The organism is Arthrobacter sp. efr-133-TYG-104 (assembly GCF_030208915.1).
GTDB lineage: Bacteria > Actinomycetota > Actinomycetes > Actinomycetales > Micrococcaceae > Arthrobacter.
Window position 1 is genome coordinate 106,126 of the sequence record NZ_JARVTA010000004.1, and the last position, 19,788, is coordinate 125,913.

At 62.0% G+C, this 19,788-nt stretch carries 22 protein-coding genes; 6 read left to right on the forward strand and 16 right to left on the reverse strand.

Features of this window, described 5'->3' with window-relative positions; all coding sequences use genetic code 11:
• The first annotated feature begins 73 nt into the window (after positions 1 to 73).
• Together QRN04_RS04855 and QRN04_RS04860 are read left to right on the forward strand one after the other, a co-directional pair.
• Positions 74 to 862, forward strand: coding sequence for an SDR family NAD(P)-dependent oxidoreductase (locus QRN04_RS04855; RefSeq protein WP_284975029.1), 789 nt, complete (start codon positions 74 to 76; stop codon positions 860 to 862).
• Between the two features lie 70 nt (positions 863 to 932).
• Complete coding sequence (locus tag QRN04_RS04860; RefSeq protein ID WP_284975030.1) at positions 933 to 1,469, forward strand: phosphohydrolase; 537 nt, start codon at positions 933 to 935, stop codon at positions 1,467 to 1,469.
• Positions 1,470 to 1,499: 30 nt separating this feature from the next.
• Here QRN04_RS04860 and QRN04_RS04865 read toward each other — a convergent pair whose 3' ends face one another.
• The 9 genes from QRN04_RS04865 to QRN04_RS04900 all read right to left on the reverse strand — a co-directional run bounded on the left by QRN04_RS04865 (position 1,500) and on the right by QRN04_RS04900 (position 9,158).
• Positions 1,500 to 2,375, reverse strand: a complete 876-nt coding sequence (locus QRN04_RS04865) for a fumarylacetoacetate hydrolase family protein (protein WP_284975031.1) — start codon at positions 2,373 to 2,375, stop codon at positions 1,500 to 1,502.
• Positions 2,376 to 2,505: 130 nt separating this feature from the next.
• Positions 2,506 to 3,177, reverse strand: a complete 672-nt coding sequence (locus QRN04_RS04870; RefSeq protein ID WP_284975032.1) for a FadR/GntR family transcriptional regulator — start codon at positions 3,175 to 3,177, stop codon at positions 2,506 to 2,508.
• 127 nt (positions 3,178 to 3,304) lie between these two features.
• The gene (locus QRN04_RS04875) at positions 3,305 to 4,813 is read right to left on the reverse strand and encodes an amino acid permease (RefSeq protein ID WP_284975033.1); all 1,509 of its coding nucleotides are present in this window, start codon (positions 4,811 to 4,813) and stop codon (positions 3,305 to 3,307) included.
• A 139-nt stretch (positions 4,814 to 4,952) separates the two neighbouring features.
• Positions 4,953 to 6,386 (reverse strand): aspartate ammonia-lyase, encoded by a 1,434-nt coding sequence (locus tag QRN04_RS04880; protein WP_284975034.1) that lies wholly within the window; start codon positions 6,384 to 6,386, stop codon positions 4,953 to 4,955.
• A 13-nt stretch (positions 6,387 to 6,399) separates the two neighbouring features.
• The gene (locus tag QRN04_RS04885) at positions 6,400 to 7,422 is read right to left on the reverse strand and encodes an asparaginase (protein WP_284975035.1); all 1,023 of its coding nucleotides are present in this window, start codon (positions 7,420 to 7,422) and stop codon (positions 6,400 to 6,402) included.
• Between the two features lie 11 nt (positions 7,423 to 7,433).
• Positions 7,434 to 8,162 carry a FadR/GntR family transcriptional regulator gene (locus QRN04_RS04890; RefSeq protein WP_284975036.1) on the reverse strand — a complete coding sequence of 243 codons (729 nt, stop codon included), beginning with the start codon at positions 8,160 to 8,162 and terminating at the stop codon, positions 7,434 to 7,436.
• A 293-nt stretch (positions 8,163 to 8,455) separates the two neighbouring features.
• On the reverse strand, positions 8,456 to 8,707 hold the full coding sequence (locus QRN04_RS04895) for a hypothetical protein (RefSeq protein ID WP_284975037.1): 252 nt from the start codon (positions 8,705 to 8,707) through the stop codon (positions 8,456 to 8,458).
• Positions 8,704 to 8,940: a HipA N-terminal domain-containing protein gene (locus QRN04_RS18140; protein ID WP_350224919.1), complete on the reverse strand. Its 237-nt coding sequence runs from the start codon at positions 8,938 to 8,940 to the stop codon at positions 8,704 to 8,706. Before QRN04_RS18140 ends, QRN04_RS04895 begins: the two co-directional genes overlap by 4 nt.
• The gene (locus QRN04_RS04900) at positions 8,934 to 9,158 is read right to left on the reverse strand and encodes a helix-turn-helix domain-containing protein (RefSeq protein ID WP_284975038.1); all 225 of its coding nucleotides are present in this window, start codon (positions 9,156 to 9,158) and stop codon (positions 8,934 to 8,936) included. Before QRN04_RS04900 ends, QRN04_RS18140 begins: the two co-directional genes overlap by 7 nt.
• A gap of 160 nt (positions 9,159 to 9,318) precedes the next feature.
• On the opposite strand from QRN04_RS04900, the gene QRN04_RS04905 reads away from it, so the two are divergent.
• A complete protein-coding gene (locus tag QRN04_RS04905; protein ID WP_284975068.1) occupies positions 9,319 to 9,825 on the forward strand; it encodes a hypothetical protein in 507 nt (168 codons plus the stop codon).
• 71 nt (positions 9,826 to 9,896) lie between these two features.
• Complete coding sequence (locus QRN04_RS04910) at positions 9,897 to 10,502, forward strand: hypothetical protein (RefSeq protein WP_284975039.1); 606 nt, start codon at positions 9,897 to 9,899, stop codon at positions 10,500 to 10,502.
• A 678-nt stretch (positions 10,503 to 11,180) separates the two neighbouring features.
• Here QRN04_RS04910 and QRN04_RS04915 read toward each other — a convergent pair.
• The 5 genes from QRN04_RS04915 to QRN04_RS04935 all read right to left on the reverse strand — a co-directional run bounded on the left by QRN04_RS04915 (position 11,181) and on the right by QRN04_RS04935 (position 15,763).
• Positions 11,181 to 11,957 carry a hypothetical protein gene (locus QRN04_RS04915; RefSeq protein ID WP_284975040.1) on the reverse strand — a complete coding sequence of 259 codons (777 nt, stop codon included), beginning with the start codon at positions 11,955 to 11,957 and terminating at the stop codon, positions 11,181 to 11,183.
• A 175-nt stretch (positions 11,958 to 12,132) separates the two neighbouring features.
• Positions 12,133 to 12,786, reverse strand: a complete 654-nt coding sequence (locus QRN04_RS04920; protein WP_284975041.1) for a DUF6318 family protein — start codon at positions 12,784 to 12,786, stop codon at positions 12,133 to 12,135.
• A 243-nt stretch (positions 12,787 to 13,029) separates the two neighbouring features.
• Positions 13,030 to 13,407 (reverse strand): RNA-binding S4 domain-containing protein, encoded by a 378-nt coding sequence (locus QRN04_RS04925; RefSeq protein WP_284975042.1) that lies wholly within the window; start codon positions 13,405 to 13,407, stop codon positions 13,030 to 13,032.
• 54 nt (positions 13,408 to 13,461) lie between these two features.
• Complete coding sequence (locus QRN04_RS04930) at positions 13,462 to 14,565, reverse strand: sulfite oxidase (protein WP_284975043.1); 1,104 nt, start codon at positions 14,563 to 14,565, stop codon at positions 13,462 to 13,464.
• A 163-nt stretch (positions 14,566 to 14,728) separates the two neighbouring features.
• On the reverse strand, positions 14,729 to 15,763 hold the full coding sequence (locus QRN04_RS04935; RefSeq protein WP_284975044.1) for an aldo/keto reductase: 1,035 nt from the start codon (positions 15,761 to 15,763) through the stop codon (positions 14,729 to 14,731).
• A 247-nt stretch (positions 15,764 to 16,010) separates the two neighbouring features.
• On the opposite strand from QRN04_RS04935, the gene QRN04_RS04940 reads away from it, so the two are divergent.
• Positions 16,011 to 16,502, forward strand: a complete 492-nt coding sequence (locus QRN04_RS04940) for a flavin reductase family protein (RefSeq protein WP_284975045.1) — start codon at positions 16,011 to 16,013, stop codon at positions 16,500 to 16,502.
• Between the two features lie 2 nt (positions 16,503 to 16,504).
• Here QRN04_RS04940 and QRN04_RS04945 read toward each other — a convergent pair whose 3' ends face one another.
• A complete protein-coding gene (locus QRN04_RS04945) occupies positions 16,505 to 17,191 on the reverse strand; it encodes a hypothetical protein (protein ID WP_284975046.1) in 687 nt (228 codons plus the stop codon).
• 188 nt (positions 17,192 to 17,379) lie between these two features.
• Between QRN04_RS04945 and QRN04_RS04950 the strand changes: the two genes are divergently transcribed.
• Positions 17,380 to 17,802 carry a YchJ family protein gene (locus QRN04_RS04950; protein ID WP_284975047.1) on the forward strand — a complete coding sequence of 141 codons (423 nt, stop codon included), beginning with the start codon at positions 17,380 to 17,382 and terminating at the stop codon, positions 17,800 to 17,802.
• Between the two features lie 13 nt (positions 17,803 to 17,815).
• Here the strand turns inward: QRN04_RS04950 and QRN04_RS04955 are convergent, their stop codons facing one another.
• Positions 17,816 to 19,780: an acyl-CoA dehydrogenase family protein gene (locus QRN04_RS04955; protein WP_284975048.1), complete on the reverse strand. Its 1,965-nt coding sequence runs from the start codon at positions 19,778 to 19,780 to the stop codon at positions 17,816 to 17,818.
• Between the last annotated feature and the right edge of the window lie 8 nt (positions 19,781 to 19,788).

A 19,788-nucleotide genomic window follows, 5' to 3' on the forward strand; every position in this document is an offset into this window, starting at 1 on the left:
GTGCCTACCATGTTGTCAGCGACTACATTGCTTTGATGCACCTTCCAGCCCCCTCTCCATAATCGGACACACCATGACCATGACTTACCGTGGCACCACGGCACTCATCACCGGAGCGAGCTCCGGCCTCGGCGCCGAGTTCGCCGAGCGTTTCGCTGCCCGTGGCGCAAACCTCGTGCTGGTAGCGCGGCGCGCTGACCGCCTCGAAGAGCTGGCGGAGGAACTCCGTTCCCAGCACGGGGTGACCGTGACAGTACTGCCCATGGACTTAGCCCGTCCTGGCGCGGGGCGGGAGTTGGCTGCAGACCTCGGCAGCCGGGGAATCACCGTGGATACCTTGATCAACAACGCAGGTTTCGGCACCCGGTCCCCTTTCGCGGAGGAGGACCCTGACGCGATTGCATCCGAGATATCACTGAACGTCGCCGCCTTGGTGGACATCACCCGCGCTTTCCTTCCAAGCATGCTGTCATCAGCAAAGGGCGCGCTGGTCAATGTTGCGAGCACCGCAGCGTTCCAGCCCATCCCGGGCATGGCTGTATACGGCGCTACCAAGGCTTTTGTCCTGAGCTTCACTGAGGCTGTAGCGCACGAAACCAGGGCTTCGGGCCTCAGTGTGCTGGCCCTTTGCCCCGGAGCTACGAGCACCGAGTTCTTCGAGGTACTCGGAAGCGAGTCTGCCGCGGTGGGCCGTATGCAAATGCCATCGCAGGTTGTGGAAACCGCGATCAAAGCCCTAGACCGCAGCGGTACGCCCGGCAGCGTGGTGTCCGGCTGGGCAAACCGCTTGGCCGCTGGGTTTGCCCAGCGCCTGCCTCGGGCAGTCACTGTGGCGATCGCAGCCAGGGCCGTACAGGATTAGAAGCCCGAAGACCGGCTAGCCTGAGGGGAGGGCCGATCCCCCAGGCACGTCATCAAACCGGAGGCAATACATGACCGAACCACGCTTCACCGTCGAGACCGCCCGGGTCCTGGCCGAGGTGGCTCACAACCGTCAGAAGGACAAGCTCAAGCGTCCATACCGCGAGCACGTCCTGGCCGTCGGAGATGCGCTCGCCGACTTCGATGACGATATCCAGATCGCCGGATACCTCCATGCCATCGCCGAAGATACTCCCATCACGAGGCAGGCCCTGCTGGATATGGGCGTTTCAGAGCGGGCCGCGGACATCATCGAACGCGTGACCCAGCGCTTCCACGAGGATCCCGATGACTACGCAGCCTTCATCCATGACGTAGCCAAGGACCATGACGCGACACTGGTGAAAATTGCCGACAACGCGCACAACTCCCTGCCTGAACGGGTCCAAGCGTTGGCTGAGAAGTGGCCGGACAAGCCCCCGGTGTCCCGTCATGACGACGCCCGGCCCGTGCTTTATACCGCGGTTCCCCGCGAGGAGGTGGAGGCGATCCTGCGCCGGATCAACCCGCACTTGCTGCCGGAACTTGACGAACTGGTGAGCGAGTAGGGGCTCTCTCGAGCCGCGGCAGTTGCTATGTCAGCAGACTTCTGCCCGGAAGTACTGCTGGCTTTGACGTCCCAAGCCCTCGATTTCCAGTTCCACCACGTCACCAGGCTGGATGAACGGGAAGCGCCCGGACATCGCGACGCCCTCGGGTGTTCCCGTGATGACCACGTCGCCAGGTTCCAGGACCATGTACTGGCTGACGTGGTGGATGATCGTCGCCGGATCGAAGATCATGTCCGAGGTAACCGAGTCCTGTCGCGCGTCGCCATTGACCAGGGTCCGGAGGCGCAAGTTGTTCGGGTCCACGTCCGAGGCCGGTACCAGCCACGGGCCCAAGGGCGTGGATCCGGGAAGCGACTTGCCCTTGGTCCACTGTCCGGCGGCCCCGGGGATCTGGTAGTCACGCTCGGAGAGGTCGTTCGCAACGGCAAAGCCAGCGATGCATTCCTCCGCCGCGGCAACGGAAGAAAGGTACGACGCTTCCCGCCCGATCACAATGGCCAGTTCCACTTCCCAGTCGTACTTTTCCGACGACGGCGGGATGGGCGCGGCGTCGAACGGACCGGCGATGGTGTTGGTTGGCTTGAGGAACACAACGGGAGCTTCGGGCGCGGCGACACCCGATTCTGCAGCGTGTGCGGCGTAATTCAGTCCGATGGCCACCACGGCACCGGGGCGTGCAACAGGAGCCCCAACGCGTAGTCCCTCCGGTGAGATCTCGGGAAGTTTGCCCGTATTGAGGGCTTCGCGGGTGCGTTCGATGCCGTCCGAGGCCAGGAAGCCGCCGTCGATGTCCTGAGTCAGTGACGTGAGGCGGAAGTACTTCTCCGAACCGTCTGCGTCCGGGGCAATGACAACGGGTTGTTCGTTTCCGGCGCTACCCAGCCTGGCGAATTTTAAGGTCATGGCTTCCTCCGTGCGATCGGGACTGACATCCGGACTCCAGTGTCGCTGCATCCCCCAGGATTTCGGAAATGTGACCCAACGCAGGTTACCGATCTGATGTTTAGCCGCTTTTCCTTCGAGGAAGCCCGGCTCAAAAGGTTTGCCGCAGCCACTTCTCCGCTGCGCTGATGTGCACGGTCATGAGGGCCCTCACCAGGTCAGCGTCGCGCCGTTGGAGTGCGTCCGCGATGGCGCGATGCTCGTCCAACATCTTCGCTACGGCATTTTCCTGCACCAATCCACGCCAGATGCGGGTCCGCGCCGTGCTGCTGGACAAAGCCTCGAGCAGGCCGCCGAGGTACTCATTTCCTGCCGCATCCGTGATGATGCCATGGAAGGTGAGATCGTGGGCCACCAGTTCCTTGACGTCCGTGTTTTCGTCGATGCCCTCCAGGGTGCCGCGCAGGGCGTCCAGTTCATCGTCGCCGATCTTTCCAGCCGCCACCTGGGCAGTGGCCGGTTCCAGGATCCGACGGACTTCGAAGAGCTCAAGGATCGAGCGGTCTTGGTGCAGATCCACCACGAAGGCGACTGCCTCGTTGAGCAGTCTTGCGTTCAGGCTGGTCACGTACGTGCCGTCTCCGCGGCGGACGTCCAGCACGCGGATCAGCTCAAGGGCTTTAACCGCCTCGCGTAGGGAACTGCGGGAAAGGCCAAGCCTTTCGCTCAGTTCTTTCTCCGGCGGAAGGCGGTCGCCAGCCTTGAGCTCACCGCGGATCAGCATGTCCTTGATCTTGCTGATCGCTTCGTCTGTGACAGCCATGGACCAATAGTAGGCACGAGTCATCGGACGTCTGCCCTGCGACGCGTTAACTTACGACGGCGGCACCCGGGTTCCGAAAGTACGGAACCCGGGTGCCGCCGTCGTAAGTCGGTAGCTGGTACCGGTGCTACTTATCGCCTGCCGGAAGCGGGCGGTTCGCAATGACAGGGGCGCTGCCTGTGTAGCCGTCGCGGGTGGCGGCGAGCTCGTGGATCTGCTTACGGCACATGAACCAACCAACGATCATCAGGGCGCAGGCGATGGCCGTGACGAGCATGGTGAGGGGAGATTCGATGAAGACCATGACCAAGACGCCCACCAGGAACAGCAAGGCAAGGTAACCGGTGTAGGGAGCCCCGAACATCCGGAAGGACGGCCGCTTGAGCCAGCCCTTTTCGGACCACCGCTTGAGCTGCATCTGGCACAGGACGATCGTGGCCCACGTGACGATGATGCCTACGGACGCTACATTCAGGACGATTTCGAAAGCGTCGGCCGGGACCAAGTAGTTCAACGGAACGCCCAGCAAGGAGACACCTGCGGTGATGGCGATGCCACCGTACGGGACACCGGCCTTGTTCATCCGCTGGGCGAACTTTGGTGCCGACCCGGCAACCGACATGGAACGGAGGATGCGTCCGGTGGAGTAAAGGCCTGCATTCAATGAGGACAACGCGGCCGTCAGGACAACGAGGTTCATGATGACATCCACGCCCTGGATGCCGATGGAACCAAAGAACGTCACGAACGGGCTGACACCCTTCTGGTACGAGGTGTAGGGGAGCAGCAACGCGAGCAGGATGACGGAACCTACATAGAAAACGCCGATGCGGAAAACCACAGAGTTGATGGCCTTGGGCATGATCTTCTCCGGGTTGGGCGTTTCACCGGCCGCAGTGCCTACGAGCTCAATCGAAGCATAGGCGAAGAGCACGCCTTGCATGAGGATGATCATCGGCAGAATGCCGTTGGGGAAGATCCCGCCGTGGTCAGAGAGGAGGCTGAAGCCCACTTGCTGGCCGGAGACCGGGGTGCCGAAGATGACGAAGTAGGTGCCCACCAGCAGGAACGAAACCAGGGCCGCGACCTTGATCAGCGCGAACCAGAATTCCATCTCGCCGAAGACCTTGACCGAAACCAAGTTCAGGCTCAGCACCACAACCAAGGCAATGAGCGCCCAGGCCCACTGCGGCACGGCGCCCATCCAGGGCACGTATTTACCGAAGAAGTTCATATAAAGGGCCGCCGCCGTGATGTCCACAATGGTGGTGGTGGCCCAGTTGATCCAGTAGAACCAACCGGAGATAAACGCGGCCTTCTCACCGAAGAACTCGCGGGCGTAGGAGACAAACGAGCCCGACGACGGGCGGTGGAGGACCAGTTCGCCGAGGGCACGGAGAATCAGGAAGGCGAAGAAACCACAGACGGCGTAGGCGATGACAAGGGACGGGCCAGCAGCGTTCAGTCGGCCTCCGGCACCGAGGAACAGGCCGGTACCGATTGCACCGCCGATCGCGATCATCTGGATCTGCCGGGGTTTTAGGTCTTTGTGGTAGCCGGAGTCCTCCGTGTGGAGTGCCTTCTCGGTTGCGTGCGCTTGCGGCGGGACTGTGTGGTCCGTGATGGGGTTGCTCATGTGAATCCTTAGGGATGTCCTATTTGGGTGTCCTGACGCGTCCGGCTGGGTTCCGGGCTCACTGGACACTGCCACGTGGGGTGTAGCTTATCGAAGGGACGGATAGCTCAAGCCGTTGGGGCTGGCTGGAGCTCCCGGATCATTGGCTGGGTTCAGCCTGTTTACTCAGATTTGCCAGACGTTCAGGGCTGAGCAGATCCTCCAGCTGGCCAGCTGTCAGCAGGCCATGCTCCAGGACCAGCTCTGCTACGCCCTTACCGGTTGCCAGCGCCTCTTGGGCTATGGCGGTTGCGGAGGCATAGCCGATATGGGGGTTCAATGCCGTGACGAGACCGATCGACTGCTCCACGGTAAGCCGTAGCCGTTCGGTGTTTGCGGTGATGCCCCGGACGCAGCGTGCTGTCAGGGTGCGGCAGGCTGCTTCCAGATGGGAGATGCTCTTGTGCAAGCTGTGCACAATGATTGGTTCAAAGGCGTTGAGCTGAAGCTGTCCCGCCTCTGCGGCCATGGTGACGGTGACATCGTTGCCGATGACCTCGTAGGCCACTTGGCTGACCACTTCCGGGATCACCGGGTTGATCTTGCCGGGCATGATCGACGAACCTGACTGCACTGCCGGAAGGTTGATCTCGCCCAGTCCCGCGCGGGGTCCGGAGGAGAGCAGGCGGAGGTCGTTGCAAATCTTGGACAGCTTCACCGCGACGCGCTTCAGCACGCCGGACAGGTGTACAAAGGCACCAACGTCCTGGGTGGCCTCGATCAGGTCCACCGCGGTAAGGAGGGGAAGGCCGGTGATCTCAGCCAAGTGGCGGCAGGCGGCTTCCGCGTAGCCGGCAGGGGCGTTCAAGCCCGTTCCGATGGCTGTGGCGCCAAGGTTTATTTCGTGGATGAGCATGTTTGACTCATCCAGCCGGGCCCGGTCCTCGCCGATGGTTACGGCGTAGCCGCCAAACTCCTGGCCCAGCGTCATCGGAACAGCGTCCTGCAATTGGGTCCGGCCCATCTTCACTACGGTTCGGAACTCGCGGCCCTTTTCCGCGAACGCCAGCTCCAACTCTTCGAGGGCCAGGAGCAGCTCCTTGACCGAGAAGATCGTGGCGAGGTTCACCGCCGTCGGGTAGACGTCATTGGTGGACTGGCTCAGGTTGACATGATCGTTCGGGTGGAGCCTGGAGTACTCGCCCTTGGGGTAGCCCAGGATCTCCAAAGCGCGGTTGGCAATAACCTCGTTGGCGTTCATGTTGGAACTCGTGCCCGCGCCGCCTTGGATCACATCCACCATGAACTGGTCCTGGAGCATGCCGTCCATGACGTCCTGGCAAGCTTGCTCGATGGCTCCGGCTCGTTCGGCGTCGAGGAGGCCGAGCTCGTGGTTGGTGCGGGCAGCTGCCAGCTTTACCGCGGCCAAACCTCGGACGAGGTGCCGGTTGGTGGATAGGGGTTGCCCTGTGATGGGGAAGTTTTCGATGGCTCGGAGAGTATGGACACCCCAGTAGGCATCCGCGGGAACGTTGCGGTCACCTAGGAGGTCGTGTTCGGAACGGAGGGGGATCGCTTGATCAACGGTGGTCATCGCTGTCCTTGGATTAGTTCTTGCTGAAAATAGGGGCCGCGCGGAGCTCGCCGACCGGATGGCCGCCGCCCAACACGGGTGGGCTCTGAAGCGTGTCCAAGCGTCCGCCGTCGACGCCTAACTTGCGGAGCACCTCGACGGTGATGGGCATGCGGGCCCGGTCGCCGCCGTCGGAAATCTTAACTGCGAACCCGGTGCCATCCGGAAGTCCGACAAGTTGAAGGCCTTCGAAGCCGTCTTTGGCGAGCAAGCCTGGGACGGCGCGCATGAGTGCGGTCACGTCGCGCCCCTCGCCGGCAACCATTTCGGGGTAGCGGCGCATGGCGTGGGCTACTTTGCCTTCGTTGGTTTCCGCATCGGCAGCGGCGAGGCGACCGTAGGCGCGCGCCAGGCCGAACAAGGAATGGGCGAACAACGGAGTGCCGCAACCGTCCGTGCTTACGGCCGCGGCTTCTTCGCCGGTCAGATCGGTGATGGTGTCCCGGACCAGGACCTGCAATGGGTGTTCAGGGTGCAAGTACCCCTCCACAGGCCATCCGTTGATGACGCATACGGCCGTCATGGAAGCATGCTTGCCGGAGCAGTTCTGGGCGATCTGGGTGGGTCCATTGCCGGCACGGAGCCACTCTTCGCGCTCTTTTACCCCGTAAGGAAGGTCGGTGCTGTTGCCGAGCGCCGCTTCCGTCAGGCCGTGCAGCCCCAGAATCTCCCGGGCGCCTTCACGATGCATCGATGCGCCCGAGTGGCTGGCGGCAGTGAGGGCCAGGAGATTTTCGGGTAGGTCCAGCCCGGCTTTCAGGAGCGCCACGGCCTGCAGCGGCTTGAGGCTGGAGCGCGGGTACATCGGAGCTTGCGGCTCGCCGGCTTCTATCACCGGGGTGCCATCATGGGCCAGGGCGGCCAATGATCCGTAGTGAACGCTTTCCACCAAACCGTCGCGGGTTACCTCGACGAGTGGGACGTGTCGCGGCGTTCTCTGCGCCGGTGGGCTGTCCGATGTTTCTGCGGCGGGCATGGTGTCCTTTATGTGTGTCATGTGCTGGGGCGTCATTTGCTGAGAATCGTGTCCAGCGCGATGCTGACAGCTTGGAGGTGGTCGGCCATTGCTTGGCTAGCGCCCTCGGAGTCGCCGGCTTCAATGGCGTTGAGCACTCCAACGTGTTCGTCGTCCGAGCGGTGCTGGCGATCCGCGACGAGGTTGAGGGTTTCGGACTGGTGAGCCAAGGCTTCCCGGATGTCCGAGACGACGCTGGCGAACACCCTGTTTCCGCTTGCGCGGGCGACGGCGGAGTGGAAGCTTGCGTCCAGGTTCACCCACGCTTCCGGGTCGGTTTCCTGGAGCATCTCTTGGACGATCTCCTTGAGGTGCTCGAGTTCTTCGTCAGTGCGGCGCACAGCTGCCAACCCGGCCGCGGGGACCTCGATGTGCGGCCGTGCCTCGTTGAGATCGCGTGCACTGTATTGGCCCAACGTGAGATCGTTTGCGACTTTGTTGGCCACAATAAAGGTGCCCTTGCCGGTTTTGGTCATGGTGAGGCCTAGAGTGTTGCAGGACCTCAAAGCCTCACGGATAACGGAGCGACTCACGCCGTACTGGCCAGCCAAGGTTGCCTCGGAGCTCAATTTTGTCCCAATGTCGAATTGACCGCCCTCAATGGCGCGCCGGAGGGCCGCGAAGACCGCCTCGGCTGCGGAAATGCGGGAGATAGGGGTGTGCGACGTTTGGGCCCGCTGGGACTCGGGCTGTCCGGCTGTCCGGCTGTCTGACAGGTTCACGCTTTGAATATGGCACGGGTCACAACGCACTGTCAACGCTGAAAGAACCGCTTCACGGTTTAGTGCCTCTCCACTTCTGTTCCGGCCCCATTTTCTGCCGTGAGGCCGCGTTGTTCTGGTTTCGTGTCACGCAGGATCACGACTCCGATGAAGGCTCACTTGGTGCGCACGGTTTAGCTCACCCTCGCATGACCCTCAACGGACGGGGAACGCTGAACACCGGCGCGTTCGGGCATTCTCCAATCGCCTGCTCGGTTGCGTTGGTCAACCATGGTGGAGAGGCGGTTTACGTCCTATTCCTTGTGAGTGGACTGAACCAGCGGCAGCTTTCGTACGTTGGCCACCACATCATTGGCGACTTTTGGCAGGGAACCCATCCGTCTCCGCAGTTCGTCATTGGCGGCATCAAACGCCTCGACCATGTGCCCACTGATGCTCCCCACGATGTCCTCCGCGAGGTCTGCCGTGACGCCAAGCTGAAGACCCGTACTGACCAGCATCTGCCTGCTGATTCGCTGCAGGCGGTATTCGCCCTTCACGTTCATGGCGAGATCGATGACCGATCGCCGTCCGGCAGTAGGCCTTGCAGAAAGGGCAGGACAGCTCGCTTTTTGTGTGCCGTCGCCGCGAGCGGCATGGATAGCGACAGTGGGGTCGCATCGGGGCTTGTCTGGTAATCAGGTGTATAGCGAAACGTCAGATTTCCGGACTGGGTTTGCTCGACGCGGCCGCACAGTTTCCCGTCCATGAACACGTCGAGTGCACGCGTACTTACCATCGGACATTGCCTGTCTCGGTGTTTCGTATGGCCAGCTCGAAGCCCAAGGCTTGAAACACGTCCATGAATTTAGATGTCTCAACGGTGGCTTTGCCGGATTCCAGGTCGATCACGAAGGTTCGCGACACGTTGGCTCGGCGGCCCAGTTCCGCCTGTGACCATCCGCGCTCATCGCGAAGCTCACGCACAAGGGGTCCGGCCTCTCGTACTGTCCGCATTGGTAAACCTCCTGGCGCCGTACGGCCACTTTCGTCTGTCCTGCGAACTGTTTTATGTCGGTGCGGCACAGCAGCTAAAAAACACCAAGCCACAACGCCGCTCCCGCGGCTTTCCCCGGCGGTGCGGAGATATTGCGAAATTTGCTTGACACAATGGACCATGCTCTTCACCAAAAAGTCGCTCACCGCGGATGGCTTCACCGGGTTCAGGCCGCTCGATGAACTCGACTCCATGCGGATTCCCCATGGACCCGGCATCTTCGCGGTGCTCCGCCCAGCAGATTTCGAGCCCGCATTCCTTAGTAGGAGCACTGCCGGGACGTTCAAGAAAAAGGACCCTTCCCTCAAGCGGGAAGTGCTGGAAGCCGAGTGGCTCCCGGAAGCTTCGGTGCTGTACTTGGGCAAAGCCAGCGCCGGCAGTCAAGGCAACCGAGGACTCCGTCAGCAGATCCAGGAGCTCATGGACTACGGGCGTGGACGTCCGACGGTCGTTTGGGATGCGCGGCTCATTTGGCAACTGCGCGATGCCCTGGACTTGGTGATTGCATGGAAGGAACTCCCCGCGCACGAGGTGAACGCGGCCGAAGCCGCCTACCACGCTGACTTTATTGCCACCTTCGGGAGGCTTCCGTTCGCCAACCTCGTCCAGGCCCGTTCTAGGAAGTAGCTCCCCGACGGCGGCAGTTCGTTCCGTCGTCGGCCTGCCGCTCGCTTTGCATCCGGCGCATAATGTGGTTCATGACGGCCAGCGATCGCACCAGCGGCAAACCGGAGGGACCTCGCGTCACAGTTGAGGTTCCGGTACTTCGAATTGGCGCCGGACTTGCCGACTACGAGGGACTCAGCCGCTTCGTCGTCTCACTCCGCAAGCCGCAGGGACTGCACATGACACTGCTGCACGTCGGCATCCTGGACCAATTGTTGGCAGACATTGAGGCTTGGACCAAAGGGCTCTCGACGGCGGAGAAGGTACTTCCGGAAATTGTGAGCTGGCTGACCGAATTGCCGGTCCTGGAGGGATTCCTAGGCAAGTCTGACAGGCTGGTTCCTTTGGGCGGCGGACGTCTTATGGGCCTCGAAGTGGACGTTCCACAGGAAGTTCATGACTACCAAGCACTCCTTGTCCAAGGACTTCACGTGCTGTTGGACGACCTTGGGCTCGACAACATTGACGACTTCATCCTGTCTTCTCATGCCCTGGGCTACAGGTCCCCGCGTTGGCTGCCCCACATTGCCGTAGGCAAGGCTCAGTCCCGACAGCAAGGCGCTACGGAGCTTGCGCCTGTCGCCATAGAGTTTGGCGATTCGAGGATCCGGCACCGGGAGTCGCTTCCCGGGCAGTGACGTTGCTGGGAGTCCGCCACGGTCTCCCAGTTCCTGGGCCAGCCGCTGCTTGCACCGCTGATCAGGCGTGGGGATCGTAGAAGCACGTTGGACCGCTTACCGGAACCCAGTCCTGCCATCCGGGGCTGACGACTGTTCGTAACGCCTTCTTCCAGATGACAGGTCTCCCTTCTGCCTTGCTGTCAGCGGTAGCAGGGCACTCCAACGTCAGGCATCTGTTGTCTTCGGAATCCGGGCCATCATCACGGCAATGGAAGTCTGGCATGAGTTGATACAAACCGTCGGCGGAGATGATGGTGCCCTGTGCCGAAGCGGGCGACGACACCTGTTTCGACAGCGGTGCGGGACTTGTGGAAGTGGAACGGTCTTCGCCGCACTGGCAACCAGATACGAGAAGCAAGCTGGACACAGCCATCGCCACCGTACCTAGACGCGTAACTGTCTTTTTGCAGGCGTGAAGGTCTCGAATCATTCGGTACTCCTAGCTGGTTTGTGTGTTGTGTCGATCAGCCTAGATCGGTGAGGGGAAATGGCCGAAGTGGGATTCGAAGACCTGTGGATATCCCTGAAACACCCATGCAAGCGGCATTTGGGGTCTTCGATCTGATGGGTTTGAGTTTGGTTTTGGGCACGACAGCATCACGTGCCCTGCACCAATCGCTGGCAGTTGCGGCGTGGCTACCGGGTTGCTCCGGGGCAGCCCCAGGAGTTGGGGTTTTGTTGGCAGGTGTCGGCGACGAGTGTTTTTTGGGTTTTCCAGACGTGGATGGTGGTGGGTGGTGTGGTGATGTCGAGGGTTCCGTTGATGGGTAGTGGGGGCCCGTTGTTGACGGTGTAGGTTCCGGTGAAGGTGGTGGTGAGGGTGGTTTGGTAGTTGCCGGTTTGGGTGTAGGTGTGGCTGGTGCGGGTGTTGGTGGTGAGCCATTGGGTTTGGGGGAGGGGCTGGCCGGGAGAGGGGGTTGGGCCGAGGGTGGTCCCGTCGCCGTAGGTGTAGGTGTAGCTGGTGGGGGTGGCGGTGAGGTGGACGTTCTGGCCGAGGATGGTGAGGTTGAAGGTCTGTTCGCCGGTGGTGGTGTAGAAGTTGGTGGGTCCGCCTTTGAGGGTGTTGGGGGCGGGCTGGGTTTGGAGTGTTCCGGGGTTGACGGGTAGTTGTCGGAAGTCGGTGAGGATGCGGGCTGCGATGTTGGCCAGGACGTTTTCTGGTTGGGGGTCGTAGAGGCACGTGGGTCCGGTGATGGGGATCCAGTCGGTCCAGCCGGGGTTGGTGAAGGCTTTGGGTGCTTGTTTCCAGATGACGGGGGTGCCTTCTTGGCCGCCGGGTGTTTTGGCGGGGCAGTCGAGGGTGTTGCAGCCGGGGTCTCTGGTGTCGGGGCTGTCGGTGCGGCAGTGGACATCGGCCATGTACTGATTCGGGTCCTCCGTGCCTTGGGCGCCTCCGGTAGGTTTGGGAGTCAACTGCCCTGTCTGTGGATCAAAGGTAAACCGGGCCCCAATATCAATCCCCTCGTCGCCGGCGTTGTTTGATGCCCATGTACTGTCGGAAGCCGTGGCAGGGACCGAGAAGGCCAATAGCGTCACCAGACAGCCTGCAACAGCGCAGGCCAGAAGACGGACCTGCGAGGTGGTGGACCTACGCAATGACGCCAAGGTCCACCACGATCCATCCGTTGGCAGCAAATTTGGCGAAGAAGGCAAACGCATCATTTGACGCTTCCGAGCGCTGACGCCCGGTGCTTCCGTTGGCGTTGTAGTAGTCAATTTGATCTTGGACGATTTGTACCTTGGCTGTCTTCACGCTCTGATCTGTCCAGTTAGTTTCGACCGCGGGGACGGTGATCTTGCCACCGACCAGCCAGCGTCCGTCTGTGTAGGCGTCCCGACCGGCCTTTTGGAGGGTCAGGCAGAGCTGACAATCCGGTGAGATCAGAGAAGACCAAGAAGACGGGTCGCCCGTTTCGTCCACATAACTGAGTTGCGCGTACCAGTACCGGATGAACGCCTCCAGCCCCGCCTTTGAGTTCTCCTTCGCCAGCTCCGGCATCACGGGAACGGGCACATTCCGCGCCTTGCCCTTCGCGTCCGCCGGCTTGTACGCCGCAGCCGTCGAAGGGCCAGCAGAGGCAGGAGAAGCTAACCCCGATGAGGTGGGCGACTCCGTCGTCGGGCTTGATGTGGAAGGTGGGCCGCCGCCTTGGCAACCACCCAGCAGCAGCGCAAGGGCGAGGCCGAAAGCAAGAGTCCGGGCACGCGGAGACGGGAAAGTAGCAAGTGAAACGCGAAACATAACGAGCTCCCCAACAGCTGTTTGACGGTCTGGCGGTCAGTCTAGGCCTGGGTTGGGAAGGTTTCATGTCAGAAAATTGCCGCCTGTGGACAACCCCTTAGGTGTGGGCTGGCCTAATACAAAAGAGTCTGCTCGATCATCCGTGGACGCTGGCAACGAGATCCGCGGGATTCCGCGGTTAGGGCCGGATGCTGGCCCGATGATCCAGCAGAATCGCAAGGCACGTCGGGAAAGCGGGAAGAACTACCCCCGCAACTTCTCCATATCCCGGCGGTCCTTCTTGGTGGGGCGCCCGGCACCACGGTCCCGCTGGGGCAGACCGAGCTTGGGTGCAACGGGGCGCGGGGGAGTGTGATCGGTGAAGCAGTGCGATGCCGCCTCGGCTCCAACGCGCTTGGCGATCAACCTCCGTACCTCGAGGATCCGCTCCCACCCGGATTCCCGGACACGAACGGTGTCGCCAATAATCACGCTTTGCGACGCCTTCACAGGATTTCCATTAATGCGGATGTGCCCGGCCCGGCAGGCTGCAGTGGCCGCTGATCGTGTTTTGTAGGCGCGGATTGCCCACAACCAAGCATCAACGCGGACGTTCGCCGGGGATGAAGAGGGGATACTCATGATTTGAACGAGTCTAACGCGGCGAAACCACGAACCACAGCCGCCAGAACGGCCCTACCGCACCGTCACCTCAACCCGCTGCGCCATGTTGTTTCCCATGCCCTGGTAGTTCCACACCTGCTCCACGGGTTGCCGGGCGCCGGACGTATCCATCGCCCGGCACTGCAGTACATGCTCGCCCGGGCTCGCGACCCACACCATGGACCATCGCCGCCACGCGTAGTCACCCAATGGCAGTTCCAAATGCGCAGGCATCCACTCGCCGTCGATCCCTACTTCCAGCCGCTCAACTTCCCCGTGTCCCGACCAAGTCCGGCCATGCAACATCACGGGACCGGCATCAACAACGCGTCGCCGCGTGTAGAAGTCCGGTATCCCGGGCGGCACCATCAGTGAGCGGACGCGGATGTGTGTCACGGGCAATCCGGGCCCGTCGGGACCCTGCAGGTAGTGATACGCCACCGCCTGCTGGTACCCCAGGAATCTGGTGGTCACGGCTTCAACGGACGTCAGCCACTTCACGCTCGCCATGCCGTACCAGCCTGGAACCAGCAGCCGCAGCGGGTAGCCGTGCTGGAGGGGCAGAGGTTCGCCGTTCATCGCGTAGACCAGCATGACATCGGGATGCATCGCTTCGTCGATGGTCAGGCTGCGGGCGTACGGTTCTTCCACGCCACCTTGAATGCCGCTGTCCGCGCCGGTGAAGACAAGCTCGACGGCGTCATCGGCCAGGCCTGCCTCGTCCAGCAACGGTGCCAAGGGCGTTCCGGTCCACTCCGCGGTGCCCACGGCTCCGAGGCCCCACGGCTGGCTTAGCGGCCGTGGCTTAAGGAGCGACCGCCCATTACCGGCGCACTCCATGGTGACCGGCATGGTGACGGGCGGCCTGGCTTTGATGTCTTCCAGGCTCAATTCAAGGCTGCGTTCAAAAGAACCGCTCAAACGCAATCGCCAGGAGTCAGCCGCAAGATGCGGGATGTCGAAGTGGATCAGCAGGTAGTGGAGCCCGACGGGCGTGATGTCGTCGTGCAGAGCTTCAAAGGGCATGGAGTGATTTCGCCCGGAAAGTTGCAGCTCTTCAGGGGTTAGCGGACCTTGGGTCGGCTGTCCGGCAGTCACAGCCCTGGCAGGACTTTGCTTGACGTGGTGCTTGGTCATGGGCCCGCGGCGTTCTACTGGAAACCAACGCTGCGGCGTGCCGCAGCACTTAGGTCAAGCATCACGCCGCGAACAGAACACCGTCAATACCTGTTTGCGAGGCCTGCTTTGCAGGCTACGAGGGGCGAGTAGGGGGTAAACCGGGCCTCGCAACGGAACAGGACTACCGGCGTCGTAATTCCGGGTACTCGAGGTGCGGTGCGACCATGCCTGCATCGCGTTCGAGGAAATTGACGGCGGGGACCACGATCTCGTCGATTTCATCGAGAATCGACTCGCTGAGCACCACATCTGCGGCTTTCAGGTAATCGGTCAGGTGCTCCTCGGTGCGTGGCCCGATCACCACGCTCGTGACGGCAGGGTGGTTCAAGGCAAAGCCGACCGCGAGTTGGATGAGCGTCAATCCGTGGCGGGCAGCAAGTTGTGCCAGGGCATCGGCCGCGTGCAGTTTGCCTTGGTTGAAAGGTGCTTGCACGTCGAAGCGTCCGGGAACTGCGGAGAACCGCGAGCTGTCCGGCTGCCCGGACCCAACCCGGTAGGCGCCGGCCAGCCAGCCGCCGTCGAGCGGCCCGTAGCTCAAAACCCCGACGCCGTACTGCTGCGTGATGGGGAAGACGTCGCGCTCGTTGGCGCGGACCAGGAGCGAGTAGGGGACTTGGTCCACGGCGGGAGGAACCAGGTGGTTGGTGTTCGCGATCCACTGGGCTTCAACCAGTTGCGCGGGACTGAACACCGATGTTCCGTAGTACAGGATCTTGCCTTGGCGAATGAGGTCGTTGAGGGCAGTGATGGTTTCCAACAGATCGGTGGTGTAGTCGGGGCGATGGGCCTGGTAGAGGTCGATCCTGTCCGTCTTCAACCGTCGCAGGCTGTCCTCCACGGCCCGGACTATCCAGCGTCGCGAGTTGCCTCCATGCGCTGGGTTTGAACCCATTTGACCGTGGAACTTCGTAGCCAGGAAGACATCATCGCGCCGGCCATGAATGGCTTGGCCAACCACCGTTTCAGCCTCGCCCTGTGAGTAGATGTCCGCGGTGTCGATACTGGTGATCCCGGCGTCCAGCGCGGCCGAGATGATCCGGACACTCTCGGCGGGACCAGTGGGCGCGGCACCACTACCGAAATTCAGGGTGCCCAGAGTGAGGGGACTGATCAGGGCGCCAGTGCGTCCCAGCGTACGTAGCTCGTTGAGGCTCATGGAGGCTTCCTGTGGAGGGACTGTGCTGGTGGATTACTCGAGGCTACACATGGGCGCTCGGGGCATAAATGCACGTGGTAGAACTTCTTCGTTTTTCGTCTTTCGAAGTAATGGAACGCGTACCGGTTCGCACAATTTCTTGACATGGCGAAACGCAAATGTCTTTCGAATCAACAAACGTTGCGCTCTTCCCAGCCCCGTGAATCATGGGAAGGAAACGCACGTATCGGACGAAAGGCACCGCGGAATGAGACAGACAACGGTTGAGGAAACAGCGGCCATCAAGGCTGCCTTCGCACAGTTCCCATCGGGGGTTGCCGCATTCAGCGCCATGGTTGACTTCACACCCGAGGGCTTAGTGGCCTCGTCCTTCACCGTGGGGGTGTCCCTGGACCCGCCTCTGGTCATGTTCGCCGTCCAGAACTCCTCCACAACGTGGCCCAAGCTGCGTCTTGCACAACGACTCGGGGTCTCGGTCCTGGCCGAGGGCCAGGAAGCGGCTTGCTTGCAACTGGCTTCGAAAACGGGCGATCGGTTCGCAGGCCTGGATACCAGCGTGAGTGACTCGGGGGCGGTCCTGATCGACGGGGCAGTACTGGGGTTCGAGTGCGAAATTGTTTCCGAAACCGCGGCCGGGGATCATTCGATCGTCGTGTTGGAAGTCAAGGCCAGCACGGTCAACCTCAACTCGAAACCATTGATCTACCACGGCGCTGCTTTCCGGCAGTTGGCAGCCTAGGGCTACGAGTTACGGCTGGCGCCGCTCAGTGAGCCTTTCCGGATCGCGCTGGACGACTTCCCTTTCCGCGGTGTAGGGCCGGTTTTTGGCCCACCGTTCCCGGGTAGCGACGGCGGGACATCCGGAGCCACGGGGGTGGGGGTTTTCCCGCTGGTCGACGGCGGAGTGGGGTCCTCCACCTCGCGAACAGTTACCTTGATCGCGGGCGGTTGACCGGCCTTGGCCCGGGCGGCTTCCCTTTCCTTGGCTTCGGCAACGGCGTCGGCCCAGTCTTTGGCGAGGGCAGGGGTCTCCTTGGCCGGGGCCGATGCGCCGACCAGTCGTCGTCGAGCAGCGCCCCAAAGGTCGCGCTTGGGCGCTGCAGCGGCAGCACCGCCCGACGTCGGGCTTCCACCCGTTGGGCTTTCAACCGCCGGGGTTGCAGTCACGGGCGCTGCGGGCTCGACGACGTCGGCAATCGCCTCCCCGGGCCTGCGTTCCGGAAGGGGCGGCAAATGGACGATGGGTGTGTTGGCCTTCTTGGGGAAGATTCCGATTAACGCCATCAGCGCGACGGCGAGCAGCCGCCCGATTCCGGCGACAACCAACGTGATGATGACCACGAACACGAGTCCTAGGAACATGAGGACCGCAAGCCCCAAAGTCCCGAAGTAGGTCAGATTGATGGCGAGTGTTGTCGGATCATCCACGTAGCCTCCCCTGGCTGTCGTTTTGTGATGCGCGCATTGCCCACCTATCTTGCATACCTAGCCTAAGGTCCAGTACCGACGGAAACACGCGCCGCCGGGCCCTCCAGCCGGGTTGTTTCAAAGCTGTTATCTGGCATGGGAAAATATGTTGCCCAGCTCTCATTTACAGCCCCGGATTGCGAGCTTTCATGCCCCGTGACGTTGCCCCCGAACATGCCCTGCTTCGCGGCGGCGCATGCCCCTGCCTGTCCGGCGATCAGTACGCCGATTGCTGTGCCCGTTTCCACCGCGGCGAAGCTGATGCTCCAACGGCCGAGCAACTGATGCGCTCCAGATATTCAGCCTTTGCGGTCCTTGATGCGGACTACCTCTTGCGGACGTGGCATTCCTCCACCCGCCCGCGTTCCGTGGAGTTGGACCCGGACGTGCAGTGGCGCAGGCTGGACATCCTCTCGGTTTCCAAAGGCGGCCCGTTGGACACTGAGGGCGTGGTGGAGTTTGCTGCGCACTATCGATCCGGGGTCGAGCGTGGCGTGCAACGTGAGTCCAGCAGGTTCGTCAGGGAAGGTAAGCGCTGGTATTACGTGGCCGATGAAGTCGCCTCGATCTAGCGGTACTTCCGATCTAGCGGTACTTGCGGTGCAAGTTCTCCTTGGTGGAAGCCCCGGCGACAGCGTCCGCAATCCATGGTCCGGTGCCTTCAGAGGGGTCCAGGACCCCAGCCTCCAGCCACTCGTAGTCGCCGTTGAGGACTTTGCGCGACAGGTCGTGGTCGCCGTCGTCGGTATTGCGCCACAGTTGGTCGAAGTATTCGTCCACTCGCACGCGGGCCTGTTCACAGAACGCTTCGGCCAACTCGAAGGCGGCCGCGCCTTGTTCGGGATGGGTGCGGAGCAGCATCTCCGCCCGTGAACAGCAGGCCGCCATGGCAAAAAGCTCGGCTCCGATATCCACGATCCTGCCAAGGAATGCTTGTTTGTATTCGAGCTTGGCTTGCCAGCGACCCATGCCATAGAACGTCTGCCGCGCCAGCCGCCGGGATGACCGCTCCACGAACCGCAATTGCTTCCCGAGCCGACCGAATTCGGCGTAAGAGCGCGGGTCCATCCCGGCCCCTGCCACAAGTTTCGGCAACCACTTCGCATAAAAACCAGAGGCTCCGACGGCGGCCCTCGCCTTATCCTGGAGGCTCGCATCGGCAGAGGCGAGGTCGCCCGCAGCGGCAAGGTGGGCGTCCACCGCTTCGCGGGCGATGAGGAGTTTCATGATTTCGCTGGAGCCCTCAAAAATCCGGTTGATCCTGAGGTCCCGGAGCAGTTGCTCGGCAGGGACGGCTCTTTCGCCCCGCGCCTGGAGGGAGTCAGCGGTTTCAAAGCCCCGACCACCACGGATCTGCACGAGTTCGTCGGCGATGCGGCAGCTGAGCTCGGTGGACCAGAGTTTGGCTAAGGCAGCTTCGATCCGGATGTCCTTGACGCCGGCGTCCGCCATTTCCGCCGACAATTCGAACACCGCCTCCAACGCGAAGGTGGTGGCTGCTATGAATGCGATCTTCTTGCCCACTGCCTCGTGATGGCCGATCGGCCGGCCCCACTGGGTCCTCGCATTCGACCACTCCCGCGCGATCTTGAGGCTCCACTTCCCGGCTGCTACGCAGAGTCCCGGGATGGAGAGACGGCCGGTGTTGAGTGTGGTGAGGGCGATTTTGAGGCCCTGCCCCTCGCGGCCCAGCCGGTTGGCGGCAGGAACCGTGACCTGGTGGAAGCGGGTGACGCCGTTCTCAATCCCGCGCAGGCCCATGAAGGCGTTTCGGTTTTCCACTGTAATACCGGGAGAGTCCATGTCCACCACGAACGCCGTGATTCCCCCCTTATGCTCGGTGCCATCAGGATCGCCATGGGCAGGGACCCTCGCCATGACCACCACGAGCTCGGCGATCACACCGTTGGTGGTCCAAAGCTTCACGCCGTCCAAAAGGTAGGATCCGCCGTCGTCGGAAAGGACGGCAGTGGCGCCCATACGGGCGGGGTCACTGCCGACGTCGGGCTCGGTCAGGAGGAAGGCGGTGATGGCACCCGAGGCGCAACGTGGCAGGTATTGCTGCTTCTGCTCCGGTGTTCCGAACTCTTTGACCGGCTCCGGCACGCCGATGGATTGATGCGCGGAGATAAGTGCACCCAAGCTTGGATGGACGGAGCCCAGAAGAGCCAGTGCCCGGCCGTAGTACACCAAGGACAACCCCAAGCCGCCGTATTCGCGGGGGATCTTCATGCCAAATACGCCAAGCTCAGCGAGTCCGGCCAGGTACTCGTCCGGGATCTTGGCGTCGCGTTCGATGGTGCGGCCGGACATGGTTTTTGCGAACGCCACCAGCTTGGCCATAAACGCTTCGCCGCGCTGGACGTCTGCCGGGTTTGCCTGTGGCCACGGGTGGATAAGGCTGAGGTCGAAGCTGCCCAAGTAGAGGCCCTTTGCGAAGCTGGGCCTGTTCCACTCGGTTTCGCGGGCCGCTTCAGCTACAGCGCGTGCTTCTTCTGCGGTGGCATTGACGCTGGTGGCAGTCTGGCTGCTGTCTGTGGCGGACGTCATGGTCTCAC

Coding starts and splice junctions, on each gene's coding strand:
- QRN04_RS04855 (WP_284975029.1), top strand. CDS start 74: ATGACCATGACTTACCGTGGCACCACGGCACTCATCACCGGAGCGAGC.
- QRN04_RS04905 (WP_284975068.1), top strand. CDS start 9,319: ATGCTCTTCACCAAAAAGTCGCTCACCGCGGATGGCTTCACCGGGTTC.
- QRN04_RS04925 (WP_284975042.1), bottom strand. CDS start 13,407: ATGAGTATCCCCTCTTCATCCCCGGCGAACGTCCGCGTTGATGCTTGG.
- QRN04_RS04955 (WP_284975048.1), bottom strand. CDS start 19,780: ATGACGTCCGCCACAGACAGCAGCCAGACTGCCACCAGCGTCAATGCC.
- QRN04_RS18140 (WP_350224919.1), bottom strand. CDS start 8,940: ATGGTAAGTACGCGTGCACTCGACGTGTTCATGGACGGGAAACTGTGC.
- QRN04_RS04895 (WP_284975037.1), bottom strand. CDS start 8,707: ATGAACGTGAAGGGCGAATACCGCCTGCAGCGAATCAGCAGGCAGATG.
- QRN04_RS04880 (WP_284975034.1), bottom strand. CDS start 6,386: ATGACCACCGTTGATCAAGCGATCCCCCTCCGTTCCGAACACGACCTC.
- QRN04_RS04885 (WP_284975035.1), bottom strand. CDS start 7,422: ATGACACACATAAAGGACACCATGCCCGCCGCAGAAACATCGGACAGC.
- QRN04_RS04940 (WP_284975045.1), top strand. CDS start 16,011: ATGAGACAGACAACGGTTGAGGAAACAGCGGCCATCAAGGCTGCCTTC.
- QRN04_RS04870 (WP_284975032.1), bottom strand. CDS start 3,177: ATGGCTGTCACAGACGAAGCGATCAGCAAGATCAAGGACATGCTGATC.
- QRN04_RS04865 (WP_284975031.1), bottom strand. CDS start 2,375: ATGACCTTAAAATTCGCCAGGCTGGGTAGCGCCGGAAACGAACAACCC.
- QRN04_RS04875 (WP_284975033.1), bottom strand. CDS start 4,813: ATGAGCAACCCCATCACGGACCACACAGTCCCGCCGCAAGCGCACGCA.
- QRN04_RS04930 (WP_284975043.1), bottom strand. CDS start 14,565: ATGACCAAGCACCACGTCAAGCAAAGTCCTGCCAGGGCTGTGACTGCC.
- QRN04_RS04950 (WP_284975047.1), top strand. CDS start 17,380: ATGCCCCGTGACGTTGCCCCCGAACATGCCCTGCTTCGCGGCGGCGCA.
- QRN04_RS04935 (WP_284975044.1), bottom strand. CDS start 15,763: ATGAGCCTCAACGAGCTACGTACGCTGGGACGCACTGGCGCCCTGATC.
- QRN04_RS04920 (WP_284975041.1), bottom strand. CDS start 12,786: ATGTTTCGCGTTTCACTTGCTACTTTCCCGTCTCCGCGTGCCCGGACT.
- QRN04_RS04860 (WP_284975030.1), top strand. CDS start 933: ATGACCGAACCACGCTTCACCGTCGAGACCGCCCGGGTCCTGGCCGAG.
- QRN04_RS04900 (WP_284975038.1), bottom strand. CDS start 9,158: ATGCGGACAGTACGAGAGGCCGGACCCCTTGTGCGTGAGCTTCGCGAT.
- QRN04_RS04910 (WP_284975039.1), top strand. CDS start 9,897: ATGACGGCCAGCGATCGCACCAGCGGCAAACCGGAGGGACCTCGCGTC.